General features: G+C 45.2%; 14 protein-coding genes. 13 read left to right on the top strand and 1 reads right to left on the bottom strand.

Going from position 1 to position 17,375, the window contains the following annotated elements:
• Positions 1 to 69 precede the first annotated feature (69 nt).
• Positions 70 to 1,659 carry a potassium/proton antiporter gene (locus VIG27_RS05450; protein ID WP_394525872.1) on the bottom strand — a complete coding sequence of 530 codons (1,590 nt, stop codon included), beginning with the start codon at positions 1,657 to 1,659 and terminating at the stop codon, positions 70 to 72.
• A 141-nt stretch (positions 1,660 to 1,800) separates the two neighbouring features.
• Here VIG27_RS05450 and VIG27_RS05455 point away from each other — a divergent pair, with 141 nt between their 5' ends.
• The 13 genes from VIG27_RS05455 (at position 1,801) to VIG27_RS05515 (ending at position 17,358) form a co-directional block, all read left to right on the top strand.
• The gene (locus VIG27_RS05455; RefSeq protein WP_394525873.1) at positions 1,801 to 2,646 is read left to right on the top strand and encodes a YitT family protein; all 846 of its coding nucleotides are present in this window, start codon (positions 1,801 to 1,803) and stop codon (positions 2,644 to 2,646) included.
• 133 nt (positions 2,647 to 2,779) lie between these two features.
• A complete protein-coding gene (locus VIG27_RS05460; RefSeq protein WP_394525874.1) occupies positions 2,780 to 3,358 on the top strand; it encodes a hypothetical protein in 579 nt (192 codons plus the stop codon).
• 271 nt (positions 3,359 to 3,629) lie between these two features.
• Complete coding sequence (locus tag VIG27_RS05465) at positions 3,630 to 5,084, top strand: acyl-CoA carboxylase subunit beta (protein WP_394525875.1); 1,455 nt, start codon at positions 3,630 to 3,632, stop codon at positions 5,082 to 5,084.
• Positions 5,085 to 5,101: 17 nt separating this feature from the next.
• Positions 5,102 to 5,854 (top strand): sodium pump decarboxylase subunit gamma, encoded by a 753-nt coding sequence (locus VIG27_RS05470; RefSeq protein ID WP_394525876.1) that lies wholly within the window; start codon positions 5,102 to 5,104, stop codon positions 5,852 to 5,854.
• A gap of 21 nt (positions 5,855 to 5,875) precedes the next feature.
• Complete coding sequence (locus VIG27_RS05475; RefSeq protein WP_394525877.1) at positions 5,876 to 6,286, top strand: biotin/lipoyl-containing protein; 411 nt, start codon at positions 5,876 to 5,878, stop codon at positions 6,284 to 6,286.
• Positions 6,287 to 6,366: 80 nt separating this feature from the next.
• Entirely contained in the window at positions 6,367 to 7,779 is a 1,413-nt protein-coding gene (locus tag VIG27_RS05480) for an oxaloacetate decarboxylase subunit alpha (protein WP_394525878.1), read from the top strand.
• 194 nt (positions 7,780 to 7,973) lie between these two features.
• Positions 7,974 to 10,250: a dockerin type I domain-containing protein gene (locus tag VIG27_RS05485; protein WP_394525879.1), complete on the top strand. Its 2,277-nt coding sequence runs from the start codon at positions 7,974 to 7,976 to the stop codon at positions 10,248 to 10,250.
• Positions 10,251 to 10,274: 24 nt separating this feature from the next.
• Positions 10,275 to 12,044 carry a cadherin-like beta sandwich domain-containing protein gene (locus VIG27_RS05490; RefSeq protein WP_394525880.1) on the top strand — a complete coding sequence of 590 codons (1,770 nt, stop codon included), beginning with the start codon at positions 10,275 to 10,277 and terminating at the stop codon, positions 12,042 to 12,044.
• A 324-nt stretch (positions 12,045 to 12,368) separates the two neighbouring features.
• A complete protein-coding gene (locus VIG27_RS05495; protein WP_394525881.1) occupies positions 12,369 to 12,755 on the top strand; it encodes a GntR family transcriptional regulator in 387 nt (128 codons plus the stop codon).
• Positions 12,756 to 12,777: 22 nt separating this feature from the next.
• On the top strand, positions 12,778 to 13,350 hold the full coding sequence (locus VIG27_RS05500) for a UvrB/UvrC motif-containing protein (protein WP_394525882.1): 573 nt from the start codon (positions 12,778 to 12,780) through the stop codon (positions 13,348 to 13,350).
• Entirely contained in the window at positions 13,343 to 14,377 is a 1,035-nt protein-coding gene (locus VIG27_RS05505) for an ATP--guanido phosphotransferase (RefSeq protein WP_394525883.1), read from the top strand. Before VIG27_RS05500 ends, VIG27_RS05505 begins: the two co-directional genes overlap by 8 nt.
• Before the next feature lie 16 nt (positions 14,378 to 14,393).
• Positions 14,394 to 16,844 (top strand): ATP-dependent Clp protease ATP-binding subunit, encoded by a 2,451-nt coding sequence (locus VIG27_RS05510; RefSeq protein WP_394525884.1) that lies wholly within the window; start codon positions 14,394 to 14,396, stop codon positions 16,842 to 16,844.
• A 100-nt stretch (positions 16,845 to 16,944) separates the two neighbouring features.
• A complete protein-coding gene (locus VIG27_RS05515) occupies positions 16,945 to 17,358 on the top strand; it encodes an endosialidase (RefSeq protein ID WP_394525885.1) in 414 nt (137 codons plus the stop codon).
• Positions 17,359 to 17,375: the final 17 nt, after the last annotated feature.

Consider the following 17,375-nt stretch of genomic DNA (forward strand, 5'->3'; position numbering starts at 1 on the left):
TTTTAAAGCTTAGTCAAGACGCATTTTTTGTGCAATATTTTCCAGCAAGTCTTTTTTGCGACAGCCCCTTTATGCATTCAGGATAAGACAATCCCCGTCTTTCACATAGGTCTGGCCGTCAGGGATTAAGGAACTTCCCGCCCTTTGAATGAGGAAGATCAGAGTATCCTGGGGCAGGGTAAGGTCGCTGATTTTCTGATTCACCCAAGGATGGTACGGACCGATCTGGACTTCTCTCAGCTTCAAGGTGTTATCCGTATAGGGGGTACTGTTTAAGACGACCACATCATCCGCCAGCACCATGGTATCGCCTCTGGGAATCAATGTTTTGCCGTTTCTCAAAATCATAACTGCCATCATTCCATCCGGAATAATAATATCTTTAAAAGTATGGTTGATCCAGGGATGACCCTTTGGCAGCCGCATTTCCGTCAGATGGACAGACGGGTCTTCGCTGTAATCATTAAAGGTCCTGAAAATGTTGTCCGTAGGCCCGATCACATTCAGTTTTTTTGCCATCCAAGGCAGTAAAGATCCCTGAATGGATACGGAAAGCAGACAGACACAAAAAACAATATGGAAAATGTCAAGTTCAAGTGCAGAGGGACTTAAAACAGCCAGTATGGCAAAGACAATGGATACTGCCCCGCGCAGGCCCGCCCATGATATCAAAAGCTGCTGACGGAAAGGAACTTTAAAGGGAGTAAGGATGAGAGACACAACGATTGGACGTGCTACAAGCAGCATAAAAGCCCAGATGCCCACCGATGGTAAGATCACCGGAATGATTCTGGAAGGAAAACAGAGCAGTCCCAACAGGAAAAACAGTACGATCTGCATCATACCCGAGATTCCATCAAAAAAGTGAACCATTTCCGCTTTGTAATGAATCTTGCTGTTCCCAATGATGATCCCTGCTATGTAAACGCTTAAAAACCCGTTTCCTCCCACGGAATTGGAAAGTCCATAAGTCAACAGAGCTATGGACATGCCAAGAATGGGAAGCAGCTCCCTGGATCTGAAATGGTCGATCCGGAAAATGAAATATCCGGCACAACCGGCAGCCGCACCAAAAAGAAGGCCAAACACCACTTCCTCTCCGAAAATAATGCCGATGCTGGCTGCAGAAGACTTTCCGCTCATAATTCCAAGAACAATAAGGGTGAGCATATAAGAGACCGGGTCATTGCTTCCGCTTTCCACTTCAAGAACAGAAGCCATACCATTAACCAGATTTAATTTTTTAACTCTTAATATAGAAAAAACGCTTGCGGCATCCGTAGAACTTAAAATAGAGCCGATGAGAAATCCTTCAAGCAAAGATGTTTTTAATATGTAATAGCAGAAGAATCCAGTGATAACGGCAGTGAGGATAACGCCTAAGGTGGATAAGATAATCGACTTGGCTGCTACTGGCTTTGCTTCATGCCAGTTGGTACAAAACCCGCCGTAAAACATGATAAAGATCAGAGCAATGGAGCAGATGGTCTCAGCAAGAGCATAATTTGAAAAATTAATCCGGAAAATGCCATCCGTTCCAAACATCATGCCTAAAAGAATGAAAAGAAGCAGTGACGGAACGCCGATTCGGTAAGACAGGTTACTGGCTAAAATACAGAGAATGCAGATGATAGCGGCTACAATTAGATATAGTTCCATGAATTTCCTCCTTGTTTACGATGTCAAAATAAGTATAACACAAAATTCCAACACAGGAAAATAAGAAATTAAATTGAACAAAATATTAACCCGTGCTATAGTATTTATGTTTGTTTACTGCAGGAAAGGAAGTTTTATTCAATGAATATAAAAAAGATTGCAACGGTACTGGCAGGCAATACGGTCTATGCACTGGCAGTATCACTGTTTATATTACCAGGAGGTTTGATTACCGGAGGGACAACGGGACTTGCCCTGGTGTTCCAGCACCAGCTGGGCATTCCCATAGCGGCTTTTGTGGCAGTTTTTAATATTCTTATGTTTGCGGCAGGAGTCCTGGTATTAGGAAAGGCATTTGCATTTACCACCATGATCAGTACGTTTTATTATCCCTTTATTTTAGGGATTTTTGAAAGGGTGTTCGGAAATACCGGGATTACCGGTGACCGGATGCTGGCGACGGTGTTTGCAGGACTATTGATCGGAGCCGGAATCGGAATGGTGATCCGGGCCGGAGCATCTACGGGAGGTATGGATATCCCTCCGCTGATTCTTAATAAAAAGAGAAATTTATCCGTATCCATAACCATGTCCGTGTTTGACAGCATCATCCTTCTTTCTCAGATGATTTTTTCCGACAAAGAGCAGATTCTTTACGGAATTTTGCTTGTGCTCATCTATACGGTGGTGCTCGATAAAGTGCTTTTAATCGGAAGGAATCAGATGCAGGTAAAGATCATCAGCGAAAAATTTGAAGAAATCAATCAATGCATCCAGGAAAAAATGGACCGGGGAACCACGCTGTTAGCCAGTGAAGGCGGACATTTGAGACAGGCATCTTTTGCCGTTTTAACTGTAATTTCAGGCAGACAGCTTTCAAAGCTTAACGAAATGGTCATGGGAATAGATCCTCAGGCATTTATGATCATCAATCAGGTAAATGAAGTCCGGGGAAGAGGATTTACGCTTCATAAAGAATACAAATAACAGAACAAAAAATAACAGATTCTTACAGAAATCAGTCTAAGGTTTACGGTTTTAGAAAGTCTATTGACTTACGATCTTTTCAGGTGCTATACTGTGGCCGAAGCAAAGAATGGACGCAGGGAGGAACCAGGAAATGAGGAAGAAAAAAATCAGTTGCATATGTTTTGCCATATTAGTGGCGGCGCTTTTAACGGCTGGCTGTGGCAGAAAGGAAGCTTCGGATTCCAGCGGTACTCCTATAGAGACAACGGAATCGGAGATGGGAGACAGCCCTATGAAAAGAGCTGGGATACAGGAAGAAACATCTGAAAGCCCCAAAGAAGAGGAAGCAGAAGTTATGGGCGAGGCAGGCCCGGGAGCAATGGAAAGCAGCGAAAGCCAGGGACCGGACAAAAAGGTAGAAGCGTTTGCGGAAAAGGTTCAGGAGGCTGTTTCAGACCGGGATCTGGAGGCGTTGGCAGATTTAATTTCATATCCATGTGTTTTCATAACCGGAGACCAGGAAAAGATCATTCTTAAAAACAGCGGAGACTTAACAAAGCAGAATCCGGATATGGTATTTGGTGATGATTTGATGGTAGCAGTAGCCAATGTTGATACCGGTACGCTGAAGGAAACACAAAAAGGAGTAGTTCTCGGAGAGGGAGATTCCAATATTACATTTCAGGTAAAACCGGATGGTACGATTGGAATTATTGAAATCATAGAATAGCTATGTGAATATTTAACTAAATTTTGAGACAAAAATATACAAAACGACGGATATCTCGACACATTACATCAAAATGTTCATTTGTGGTAAGAATAGGAATCTACTGATTGTGAAAAATCAATAGATTTCTGTTCTTTTTTTGTTAAAAACAGCTTGAAATTCGTAAAATTTAATTATACAATTATAATCGGCAGAATTTAGTGTTATTCTATAATCCAACCGCCTGGTGCGGACAGGATTATATATTTATTACAAAATGGAGGATTGCAAAATGAGTAATTCAACACAAACATCAGCAAGTAATCGGATTCATGCTTTGCTTGATGAGAATAGTTTTGTTGAAGTTGGCAGCTATGTAACTGCAAGGAGCACAGACTTTAACATGTCAGCAAAGGAAACTCCGGCTGACGGTGTTGTTACTGGCTATGGTACGATTGAAGGCTGTCTTGTCTATGTATACAGTCAGGATGCATCAGTTCTTGGCGGTTCCGTAGGGGAGATGCATGCGAAAAAGATCACCAAACTTTACAATATGGCTATGAAAACAGGAGCACCTGTGATTGGCTTAGTTGATTGTGCAGGATTGAGACTTCAGGAAGCAACCGATGCTTTGAATGGCTTTGGCGAGGTTTATTTGAGCCAGACTCTGGCATCCGGTGTAATTCCCCAGATAACAGCAGTATTCGGGGCATGCGGCGGCGGTATGGCTGTTTCCGCAGCTATGGCAGATTTTACTTTTATGGAGACCAAGGGCGGAAAGCTGTTTGTGAATGCGCCCAATGCCATTGCAGAAAATTACGCGGAGAAATGCAACACAGCTTCCGCTGATTTCCAGAGCAAAGAAGCCGGCATGGTGGACTTTACAGGAGAAGGTGAGGAGATCTTATCAAAGATCAGAACTCTTGTTTCCATTCTTCCTGCCAACAATCAGGATGACTTATCTTACAGTGAATGCAAGGACGATTTGAACCGTGTATGTTCTGACCTGGCTAATTACGTTGGAGATACAGCGGTTGCACTTACCCAGATTTCCGATGATCATTTCTTTATGGAGACTAAGAAGGAATATGCTCCTTCCATGGTGACTGGATTTATCCGTTTAAACGGCGCAACCGTAGGCTGTGTTGCGAACAGAACGGAATCTTATGATGAAAGCGGTGTTAAGACAGCTGGCTATGAGGCTCTTCTCACAGCAGACGGATGTGAAAAAGCGGCAGAATTCGTTCATTTCTGTAATGCATTTGATATTCCTCTTTTAACACTTGTGAATGTGAGAGGCTATGAAGCGACCAAATGTGCAGAAAAGCGCATTGCAAAAGCATCAGCAAAATTAACTTATGCATTTGCCAATGCAACAGTACCTAAGGTAACGGTTGTGATCGGAGAAGCATTGGGAACCGCATACTTAACCATGAACAGCAAGTCCATCGGTTCCGATGTGGTATATGCATGGGAAAAAGCCTCCATCGGCATGATGGACGCAGAGGAAGCAGCAAAGATCATGTATGCAGATGAGATTGCAAAAGCAGATGACGCAAAAGCGCTCATTCATGAGAAAGCGGAAAGCTATAAGCTTCTTCAGTCCAGTGCTGTTTCTGCAGCAAAGAGAGGATATGTTGATGATATCATCGATGCCAGCGAGACAAGAGCCAGAGTAATTGCTGCATTTGAGATGTTATTTACAAAAAATGAGGATCGTCCCGCAAAAAAACATGGCACGATTTAGAATGAGGTGACAGGGATATGAAACTGAATTTGAAACGAGTAGCATTGGGACTTACAATGGCAGTCTGCCTCTTTTCATTCACGATAAACAGTAAGGCTGAAACCGCACCAACCGAGATCGATGCCAATATTGAGAAACAGATGGAACAGTTTCCGGAACCTTATCTGAAGGCGTTTGTGGATTTAAAAGACGAAGATGTGCAGGCATTCAAAGCCAAGATGGAGAGCGATGAGAGCGTTGCAGCACTTTCAGCAACGGCAGATTCCTGGCAGAGTATCAAAGGGGATTTAGGAGCTCTGGTATCCATTGGAAAAGATGTCACAGTAAAGGCTACAGAAGAAGGATACAGCGCAACCGTAAATGCTGTATTTGAAAAACAGAACCTGGATTTTACCGTCACAATTGATCCCCGGATGACAAAGGTAGTGAGTGCAACCTTTCATCCGGAAAAGACCGCAAACAGTCAGGAAGACTTATATGGCTGGCTGGCAGTAGGTGCTATCGTACTTGCGGCGGTGATCGTTGCTGTGCGTAAATACAACGGGGCATCAGACGGCAGCTCTGAAGAGGGCAATGCCAATGCAGCAGCTTTTGTTCCGGCTGAGTCCGTAGCGGATTCTGTCAGTGCAGAACCGGCAAACCTTGTAGATGATCTGGAACTGGTGGCTGTCATTACTGCTGCGATTGCTGCAAGTACAGGAAGTTCACCAAGCGGCCTGGTTGTCCGCTCAATCAGACGTGCACCAGCCGGTAAATGGAAAAACGCTTAAATAATCAGGAGGATTTTCATCATGAAAAATTATACAATTACAGTTAATGGTAATGTTTATGACGTAACCGTAGAAGAGGGCGGCTCCCATGCAGCAGCTCCAAGAGCAGCGGCACCAGCACCAGCACCGAGAGCAGCAGCTCCGGCACCTGCAGCAGCACCTGCTCAGGAAGCAGCACCTGCTCCAGCTCCTGCAGCAGCACCTGCAGGCACACAGGGTTCCGTAACCGTTTCCGCTCCAATGCCAGGAAAGATCCTGGGTATTAAGGTCAGCCCAGGCCAGGCAGTGAAAAAGGGAGAGGTACTGGTTATTCTTGAAGCTATGAAGATGGAAAATGAAATCGTATCACCTTCTGACGGAACTGTTGCAAGTATCAATGTAACCACCGGCGAAGCTGTTAATTCCGGTGCAACATTAGCTACTTTAAACTAGGATAAAAGACCGGTGCAACCAGCCGGTATAGGAAAAGGCTCTTAACAGAGCAGATTGAACAATAACCAGGAGGTAAGACAATGGCAGATATAGAGAAAAAGCCGGTCAAGATTGTAGAGACAGCCCTTCGTGATGCTCATCAGTCTTTGATTGCTACAAGAATGACAACCGAACAGATGCTTCCGATTGTGGAGAAGATGGATAAGGTTGGTTATCATGCAGTAGAATGCTGGGGCGGCGCTACCTTTGATGCGTGCCTTCGCTTTTTAAAGGAAGATCCCTGGATGAGACTTAGAAAATTAAGGGATGGCTTTAAGAACACAAAGCTGCAGATGCTGTTCCGCGGACAGAACATCTTAGGTTACAATCATTATGCTGATGATGTGGTAGAGTACTTTGTTCAGAAATCTCTGGCAAATGGTATTGACATCATCCGTATCTTTGACTGTCTGAATGATATGCGTAACTTACAGACTGCTGTAAGCGCATGTAATAAAGAAAAAGGTCATGCTCAGGTGGCATTAAGCTATACCCTGGGTGATGCATATACTTTGGATTACTGGAAAGATATTGCAAAAAGAATCGAAGACATGGGTGCTTCTTCTATCTGCATCAAGGATATGGCAGGTCTTTTGATTCCTTACAAAGCAGAAGAGCTGGTGAGCGCACTGAAAGAATCCACCAGTCTTCCGATTGATGTTCACACGCACTACACTTCCGGTGTTGCTTCCATGACCTATTTAAAGGCAGTGGAGGCTGGTGCTGATATCATTGATACAGCAATGTCACCCCTTGCACTTGGAACCAGCCAGCCGGCTACTGAGGTTATGGTTGAGACTTTCCGCGGCACTCCATATGATACAGGCTTTGACCAGAATCTTCTGGCAGAAATCTGTGCTTATTTACAGCCAATCCGTGAGGAAGCATTAAAGAGCGGACTCTTAAATCCAAAAGTGCTTGGTGTTGATATTAAGACTCTGCAGTATCAGGTACCTGGCGGAATGCTTTCCAACCTGGTGAACCAGCTGAAGGAAGCCGGACAGGAAGACAAATATATGGAAGTTCTTCAGGAAATCCCAAGAGTCAGAAAAGACCTTGGAGAAGCACCTCTTGTTACACCTTCCTCTCAGATCGTTGGTACACAGGCAGTTTTAAATGTCATCAGCGGGGAACGTTATAAGATGGTTACCAAAGAGACAAAGAAGATGTTCTTAGGTGAATTCGGACAGACCGTAAAACCGTTTAATGCAGAAGTGCAGAAGAAGATCATCGGAGATGAAACTCCTATTACCTGCCGTCCGGCAGATAAGATCGAGCCTCAGCTTCCTAAATTCGAGAAAGAATGTGCCCAGTGGAAACAGCAGGATGAAGATGTATTGTCCTATGCACTGTTCCCGGCTGTTGCAAAAGATTTCTTTGAATACCGTGCTGCGCAGCAGACCGGTGTGGATCAGACGGTTGCAGATAAAGAAAGCAAAGCATATCCGGTATAACCGGACTTCAGGCCTCCCAGATCGGGAGGCCTTTTTTAATAAACTTTAAAGTTTTTCTTACAAATAATTCCAATTGCCTGAACTTTAACTGATTCAGTTGACACATGGTATGATTTGTCATTATAATAAAGAAATGGATAATTTACATATAATTGTAAGTTTTTAAAATACATAGGGCATATTGGGAGAAACAGATGAAAAAGTATAAAAAAGCTCGTAAGATGGCCGCGATTCTGGCCAGTGTCCTGGTGCTGGACTCCAGTTTGGGGGTAGTTTCACCATACATCAATGCGTATGCATACACAGAAAGGTCGGCTACGGTGAATGCAACTTCACTAAATGTGAGGAGCGGCCCTGGTACGACCTATTCTATCGTAACAAAATTGACCAACGGCGCTGCTGTTACAGTAACGGATGAAAAAAACGCTTCAGACGGGGCACTGTGGTATCAGATCCGCATTTCCGGTACGGGTGGTAAGTCCGTCACTGGGTATGTTTCCAAAAGTTTTCTTAAATTTCCGGTATCTTACACCCAGGATGGCAATTTTGAATCCCATCTCACTGCAGAAGGGTTTCCGGAAAGTTATAAAGTACGTCTGCGTCAGCTCCATGCTCAGTATCCCCAGTGGGTATTCCGTGCACAAAAGACCAATCTGGACTGGAATACAGCAGTAAAGGAGGAGAGCCAGGTAGGGAAGACACTGGTGCATACCAGCAGTATTAGCTCCTGGAAGTCCATGCTGAACGGCGCATATAACTGGGATACCAGCACCTGGGTCGGCTTTGACGGGAGCAGCTGGGTCACGGCTTCGGAAGATATTGTGAAGTATTATATGGATCCGAGAAACTTTCTTGATGAGACCAATGTTTTTCAGTTTTTAAGCCATTCCTATGACAGCAGCAAGCAAACCATGGATGGTCTTCAGACCATGATCAAGGGAACCTTTTTGGCCGGAGGTTCTAAAAGCGGGGGAAGTACAACCGAAACCACCGGAGGCTCTGGCAAAGCCAGTGAAGTAGGACCGGGCGGGGCGGTCAGTCCTTCCAAAGGAGGAAGTACGGAAAGCTCCGGATCCGGTAATGTAAGCCTGGAAGCACCCCATGCCTCCATCACCCCCAAAAATCCACGGGTTCTTATGGAATATGGGCCGGGTGCCAGTCTTACCGGTCCGTCTTCCTCTAACACCACCGGAACGGTGTCCGGAAGCGGTTCTTATGCCAGTATGATCATGAATGCGGCTACCCAGTCGGGAGTCAATCCTTATGTTTTGGCAGCAATGATCATTCAGGAACAGGGTTCTGCAGGTAACGGCAAAAGTGTTTCCGGTAATGAACCCGGCTACGAAGGATATTACAACTTTTTTAATATAGAAGCATACCAGTCCGGCAGTATGTCGGCCGTACAGAGAGGCTTATGGTGGGCTTCCCAGGCAGGCAATTACGAAAGACCGTGGAATACTCCTGAAAAATCAATTTTGGGCGGAGCACTATATTATGGTAATAACTATGTAAAAGTTGGGCAGGATACATTTTATCTGAAGAAATTTAATGTTCAGGGTTCAAATCTGTATAAGCATCAGTATATGACCAATGTACAGGGGGCTGCCTCAGAGGGAGCTGTTTTCTCGAAAGCCTATAACGCGGATATGAAGAAAACGGCCCTGGAGTTTAAGATACCGGTATACAATAACATGCCTGAGACTCCAGCCAGCCAGCCAACCGGCAACGGCAATCCGAACAATATGCTTTCAAGTTTAAATGTGGAAGGCTTTGTTATGACACCTACGTTCCGCAGAGATACGCTGGAATACAATTTAATTGTTGATCCAACGGTATCCAACATCAAAGTGTCTGCCTCTCCATTGAATTCCGCATCCTCTGTCAGCGGAACCGGTACCATTGCCCTTCAGAGCGGCAACAATGATATCAAGGTAACGGTGACAGCCCAGAATGGAAATGTGAGAGAATATGTTCTCCACGTAGTCCGTCAGAACAATGGACCTACCTATACCTCCGGTGTAGGAACTGAGAACAGCAGTTCAGGCTCCAACTCCGGAAGCAGCTATGGTCCGGGAGTAAGCCGTACCAAAGAAGAAGAGAACAAAGGAACGCCGGGAGGAAGCAATGTTACCATTGCCCCGGTGGGTAATAGTAATATTTCCGTGCAGACTTCCAACGGAGTCATTTTACAGGGACCGGGAGCGAGTGCTCAAGTGACGGAGCATGCACCAGAGACTGTGAAACAGATACAGCCCCAGGAAAGCACTTCCGCTCAAAAAGCCTCCCATTCCCTGGGAGATATTAACGGAGACGGAAAAGTCAACAGCCAGGATGTTTTAAAACTTCAGCGTTACATTCTTGGACTGGAAAAATTCTCGGATCATGAGAAAAAAGCAGCTGATTTAAACGGAGACGGCAAAGCCGATTCTAAGGATATTCTGCTTTTAAAAAAGAATATCCTGGGACTCTAAAGATTTGCAGAAATAGGAGACAATATGAATAGGAAACTAAAAAAACTCATAGTCAGTGTGCTGGCTGTCTGTATGATAGCTGTGGTGATGCCCTTTGGACAGATGGTTTCCTGGGCCTCCAATACAAAAATTGCTTTTTCAGACCCATCGGTCATGGTGGGGAATGAAGTGACCGTAACCATGAAGGTAACCAGTGACACGCCGCTGGGAACAGCGGAAATCATGCTGGCTTATGACCCGAATATTCTGGAATTTGTAAGCGGTAGCAATGCCAACGGCGGTGCAGGTGCCATCAAGATTCTGGGAACCATGGATTCAGCCGATCAGAAGTCATTTCAATTCTCATTGAAATTTAAGACCCTGCAGGCAGGAAATGCGAAAATTAATGTGACCTCCCAGGAGATTTACGATGTGAATTCCCAGCCTCTTACGGTAAGCAGGCAGGGAAGTTCTACGGTCAAGGTGACTTCACCGGCCACCTATTCCAAGGATGCCACCTTAAAATCTTTGAAAATATCTCCAGGAACATTAACTCCCGCATTTTCCCCTTCTGTGGATCAGTATACGGCTGAAGTAGATGCCAACACGGCGGATCTGGTGGTCAATGCAGTGGCAGCCAATGCGGGTGCCCATGTCACGCTTCAGGGGGAAAAAGGGTTAAAGGCCGGAGAAAACCAGGTGGTTGTAAAGGTTACTGCAGAGGACGGCCAGACCGTTAAGAATTACACCATAAAGGTAACAAAGCCGGAAGGCGGAGAGACCGTTCCCGCTACCAATGAGAACGGGGAAACGAAGGAAGCAGAATTTGGGGATCTTAAGGTAACCGTCAACGGAACGGAATACCGCATTGCCACCTCATTTGATGAGTCCACGCTTCCGGAAGGATTTGAGTCTTCCACGTATTCCTATAAGGGAACCGAGGTGATGTCGGGCAAGGGACTGGAAAAAGACCTTCTGCTGCTCTATTTAAAGGATGCGGGTGGAAATGGAGGGTTCTTTATTTACAATGAAAGTGCGGACTCCTGGTCCCAGTTCGTTCAGGTTGAGACCAGCTCCAAGGCCATCGTTGTGATTCCCATTGATTCCGATGCCAAGATACCCGAAGGCTTTACCGAACGGCAGGTGGATATTGACGGAGTGCGGGTGACCGGCTGGGTTGCAAAAACTGAGGCAGAACCGGAATATTGTGTCTTTTACGCCATGAACTGGAATGGGGAGAAGAGCTTCTACCGTTATGATCTGAAAGAAAAAACGATTCAGAGATATTTCGCTTCAGGAGTATCCGGGGAGGAATATGCGCAACTGACCAAAACCTACAACTCCCTGACCAAAGATTACCGCATACAGTTTTACATTCTGATTGTGGTAAGCGTAATAGCTCTGGCGCTTCTTGTGGCAGTGATCCTTCTGTTGAGAAGGGGAAAGGATTCCGGTAATGGAAGCAAACCCACACCAGAAGGCAATCAAAATTACCACGAGCCGGAAGAAGAACTTCCCTCAAGCAGGATAAAAAGGTACAGCCGGGAAGAGTTTGATAAAACGTCTCCTGAGATTCAGCCAGTATCCGGGGAGCCGGAAATCACCATGGACAAGCCGGAAGAGGATGATTTTATTGTAGAATCCAGTTTAGAAGACGTGGAACGGGCTTTGGGCTCTCATAAGGCGGAACGTCCGGCAGTGAAAAAAGAAGCACAAATGGAAAGGTCAGGCCGGCAGGAAAACGTCAGACAGCCCAAGCAGGATGAGTCCTCCGGGGATGAAGATGATTTTGAATTTTTGGATATCGATGACTGATTTAAAATTTCTGTGCCAGACATAACCTTAAAACGATAGAAATTTTTGAACGAACAGAGTTGCTGTGTGGGGCTGGAGATCAGTTTTCATGCAGCAGCTCTTTTTTGCAATAAGAGTAATTTCATGAAACGTTATATGCTTATACGGGAAAAGATACAAAATCAGTAGTAAATTATGGGAAAGCACCTGAATAAAATATAAAAAGATAAAAGGATAAATTTTATAATGAGAAAAGTTTGAAATCTGGTAAGGATATGAGTATTGAAAAAATTAGTGATGTGTGCTAATATTCATATAACAGATATAACGAAAGATGGTGAAAATATGTTTTTGCAAATTGATTTTAACAGTGATGAAGCAATCTACATTCAGCTTCGGAACCAGATAATCATAGGAATCGCCACAGAAAGTATCAGAGAAGGGGATCCCCTGCCTTCCGTACGCCAGATGGCCGACAACATAGGGATTAATATGCATACGGTAAATAAGGCGTACTCTGTGCTGAAACAGGAAGGATTTGTGAAGCTTGACCGCCGCAAAGGTGCCGTTGTATCTCTAGATGTGGATAAAATCCAGGTCCTAAGCGAGATGCGCAAGGATCTAAGTGTTGTGTTGGCCAGAGGTGTCTGTAAAAATGTGACATGTGAAGAAGTACACCAGCTGGTTGATGAGATATTTCAGTCATTTTTAAAAAGCCAGAGGGAAGATTGATTCACTGGATTGGAGGTTCATTATGTTATGCGAGAGATGTAAAATCCGCGAAGCAAATATTCAATATACAGAAGTTGTGAACGGAGTAAAGAAGGAGCACCATTTTTGTGCACAGTGTGCAAAAGAGATGGATTTTGGGGTGTACGCCGCCATCTTTGACGGAGAGTTTCCTTTGGGGAAGCTGCTTTCGGGGCTGTTAGGAGTTGAGGAAACCGATGAAGGTCCGGATAAACTCCATCAGATCGTATGTCCGACCTGCGGCACCACTTACGATGCTTTTGTAAGGGACAGCAGGTTCGGATGTGCGGATTGCTACAGCGTATTCGGTCCTTTAATGGAAGACAGTTTAAAACAGCTTCAGGGTAATTTAATCCATACTGGAAAAACACCGGTTTATCAGCATTCAGAAGATGGTTCCGGCAATGGACAGAAAAAAGGGAAATCCATTACGGAAGAAGCTTCTGTTGAGGAAAAAGAGTTGTATGAGTTGGATTCAAAATTAAAAGAAGCTCTTCGCTTTGAGGATTATGAAACTGCCGCTGTGTGTCGCGACAGGATACGGGAGCTTAAGAAAGGAAATGAGACGAATGCATAGGTGGTTTGAGGAGACTGATGCCTGCCGGCCGGGCATAATCAGCAGCCGGATACGCCTGGCTAGAAATTTGCAGGAATTTCGGTTTCCTGTAAAGCTGGATGAAAAAGAAAGCGGTGAGATGGTTCATCGTCTGGAATTTGGTTTAAAGGACCTGGGGGAATCAGAGGGAAAGACCTTTGAATTTGCCATGTTGGGAGATTTGGAAGAGCTTGATAAAGTAGCGCTGAAAGAGCGGCGGGTATTGAATTCAGCTGCTGTTACAAAGAAATATCCTGCCGGTCTTCTTCTTTCCGAAGAAGAAGACACGGGAATTGTACTTAACTGTGATGATCATATCCGGATCCAGCTTCTTGGAACCGGATTATGCTTAGAGGAATTATGGACGAGGGCAGACCGGATCGATAATTACGTCAATGAACGTTTCCCGTATGCATTTGATGACCGGTATGGGTATCTGACTTCCTTTCCTACAAATGTTGGAACAGGACTGAGGGCTTCCGTAGTGGTTCATCTGCCGATGCTGTCCCAGGGAAGAAGGTTTTCAAGTCTGATCGGGGACATGAGCCGTTTTGGAGCGGCCATCCGGGGGGCATTTGGAGAAGGGGAAGAGAATTTTGGGTCCCTTTATGAAATATCCAATCAAAAGACGCTTGGACAGACCGAACGGGAAATCATAGATACGGTCACAAAAGCTGCCATCCAGCTGACGAACCAGGAGATGCAGGTGAGGAAATTATTGCTCCAGAGACAAAAAATCGAGCGGGAAGATGAGGTTTACAAGTCTTACGGTGTTTTAAAATATGCCAGAAGGCTGACCTTCAGAGATGCTATGATTTTTCTTTCCCAGTTATTGGCTGCACGGACGGACAGTTTGATCCAGACGAAAGAAGATGTTTCGATTTACCGTCTGATGCTTGGAATACAGCCGGCGAACTTGCAAAAGATATCTGACCGACCCCTTAATAAGGAAGAGCTGGATGTGGCCAGAGCAGAGTTTATCCGCAGGGAGTTGCCGGAAATAAATTGACAGGAGGATTGGATTTATGATAGACAGATTTACGACAAAAGCCAGGACGGCAATCAATCTGGCCGTACAGGCAGCAGAGCGTCTGGGTCACAGCTATGTGGGAACCGAGCATTTGCTGATTGGACTTCTGGAAGAAGGCACCGGAGTGGCTGCCAAGGTTTTGGAAGAAAACGGAGTAAAGGAAGAAAAGGTCTTAAACCTGATCAGCCAGTTGATCGCTCCTGACCAGGCAGTCCGTCTTCAGGAAGACGGCGGATATACGCCGGGTGCCAGAAGAGTCCTGGAGAACAGTTACCGGGAAGCGGTACGGTTTAAAGCGAATTTAATCGGAACCGAACATTTACTGATTTCGATTATCCGTGACAATGACTGTGTTGCTTCCAGGCTGTTGAATACCATCGGAATCAGCATTCAAAAATTATACATTGATGTACTTGCAGCCATGGGAGAAGATGCTCCTGCCAATAAAGAAGAACTGATGAAATCCCAGAAGACCAAGGGAAACACGCCTACCCTGGACAGCTACAGCAGAGATTTAACCGAGCTTGCATCAAAAGGAAAGCTGGACCCGGTGATCGGAAGAGAGTCGGAGATCAAGCGCCTCATTCAGATTTTAAGCCGAAGAACCAAGAACAATCCTTGTCTGATCGGTGAGCCGGGAGTGGGAAAGACTGCAGTGGTGGAAGGTCTGGCACAGATGATCACCGCCGGGGATGTGCCGGAAACCATTGCCGGAAAGCGGCTTTTGACTCTTGATTTATCCGGTATGGTGGCTGGTTCCAAATACCGGGGAGAGTTTGAAGAAAGAATTAAAAAGGTCATCGCTGAGGTCATCGAGGATGGGGAGGTGCTTCTGTTTATTGATGAGATTCATACCATTATCGGAGCCGGAGGTGCGGAGGGAGCCATTGATGCTTCTAATATTTTAAAGCCTTCCCTGGCAAGAGGAGAGCTTCAGTTAATCGGAGCCACCACCATTGAGGAGTACCGGAAATACATTGAAAAGGATTCTGCTCTGGAGCGCCGTTTCCAGCCTGTAACGGTGGAAGAACCTGGGGAAGAGGCGGCCATCGGCATTTTAAGAGGGTTAAAGGGCCGTTATGAAGACCATCATAAGGTGACCATCACAGATGAAGCCTTGAAGGCTGCGGTAAAATTATCTTCCCGGTACATTAACGACCGGTTCCTTCCGGATAAAGCCATTGATGTGATCGACGAAGCATCTTCCAAGGTCCGCTTAACCACATATGTGGAACCGGCGGAGATCAAGGAACTGGAAGCGGAAATTGAACAGATGGAAGACCAGAAAGAGGCTGCCATCAAAGCGGAAGCTTATGAAAAAGCCGGAGTAATCAAAAAACGGCAGGAAAAGAAACGGGAAAAAATCGAAAAGATCCGTGAAAAGTGGCAGAAGGAAAAGTCAAGCAAAAGCCTGATGGTCGATGAGGGCGAGATTGCGGATGTAATCTCAAGCTGGACCAAGATTCCGGTGAGAAAGCTGGAGGAAGAGGAAAGCGAGCGTTTAAGAAACTTGGAAAAGATCCTGCATGAAAGAGTCATCGGCCAGGAGGAAGCGGTAACAGCAGTGGCAAAGGCCATCCGGAGAGGACGGGTTGGCTTAAAAGATCCAAAGCGTCCCATTGGCTCGTTCCTGTTCTTAGGACCTACGGGAGTCGGTAAAACAGAATTGTCCAAAGCGCTTTCTGAGTCCATGTTTGGAACGGAAAATGCACTGATCCGGGTTGATATGTCCGAATATATGGAAAAGCACAGCGTTTCCAAGATGATTGGTTCCCCGCCAGGATATGTTGGTTATGATGAGGGCGGACAGTTAAGTGAAAAGGTAAGAAGAAATCCTTATTCCGTAATCCTCTTTGATGAGATCGAAAAAGCTCATCCGGATGTATTTAATATTTTGCTGCAGGTCTTGGATGACGGACATATCACAGATGCACAGGGCCGGAAGATTGATTTTAAGAATACGATCATTATTATGACCTCCAATGCGGGGGCACAAAATATCATATCTCCGAAACGTTTGGGGTTTGGTGCGGCTGCTGATGAAAAAGCGGATTATAAGCTCATGAAGGACCGGGTGATGGAGGAAGTAAAGCGGCTATTTAAGCCGGAGTTCATCAACCGTATTGATGAGATCATCGTCTTCCATCCATTGAACAAGGATCATATGAAGGATATCGTCACCATTATGATGAAGGATATCATGAAGCGGACGTCTGAACAGATGAACATTACCTTAAACGTGGAAGAGGCTGCAAAGGAATATCTGATCCAGAAAGGGTATGATGAGAAATACGGGGCAAGGCCCTTAAGACGAACCATTCAGAACTGTCTGGAGGATAGACTGGCAGAAGAAATTTTAAGCGGTGCTGTTAAGAAAGGCGATGAAGTCGTTGTGACAGCCGATGCGGAGGGGCTTAAATTTTCTGTAAGAGAACTGGTAAAATAGCTGGTCATTTTACTGTGATTCGTGTATAATAGCTACAAGCGAAAGGATCTGTTCTTCGCAAAAAAAGGATAAGTAAACAAAATACTAGGAGGGCAAACCGATGCCGGTAATTGAAGAGTTAATCCGCACTGAACAAGACGGAACAATCAGTTTTGGTAATTACAAATTAGGAACAAAGTCAAAATTACAGGATTTTGAGCACCAAGGTGATTTATATAAAGTCAAGACATTCTATGAGATAACCAAGCTGGAACGAAACGGCATGTTTGTATACGAATCCGTACCGGGAACTGCGGTAGAGAATTTTACCGTCTCCAATGATGGAGTGGAATTTTTGGTCGAAGGTGATAAGGATGCACAGCTGACGGTTCAACTGGCAGAAGATACCGAATATGAGGTATATGTGGAAGGGGCAGCAGCCGGAAGCATGAGAACCAACAGAAGCGGTAAGCTTTACGTTAGCGTAGAACTGAATGAAGGAACACCGGTATCTGTGAAGATCAACCGTAAATAACAGGAATCAAAGATGGG

This window comes from Lacrimispora sinapis, assembly GCF_043633585.1.
GTDB classification, from domain to species: Bacteria; Bacillota; Clostridia; order Lachnospirales; family Lachnospiraceae; genus Lacrimispora; species Lacrimispora sinapis.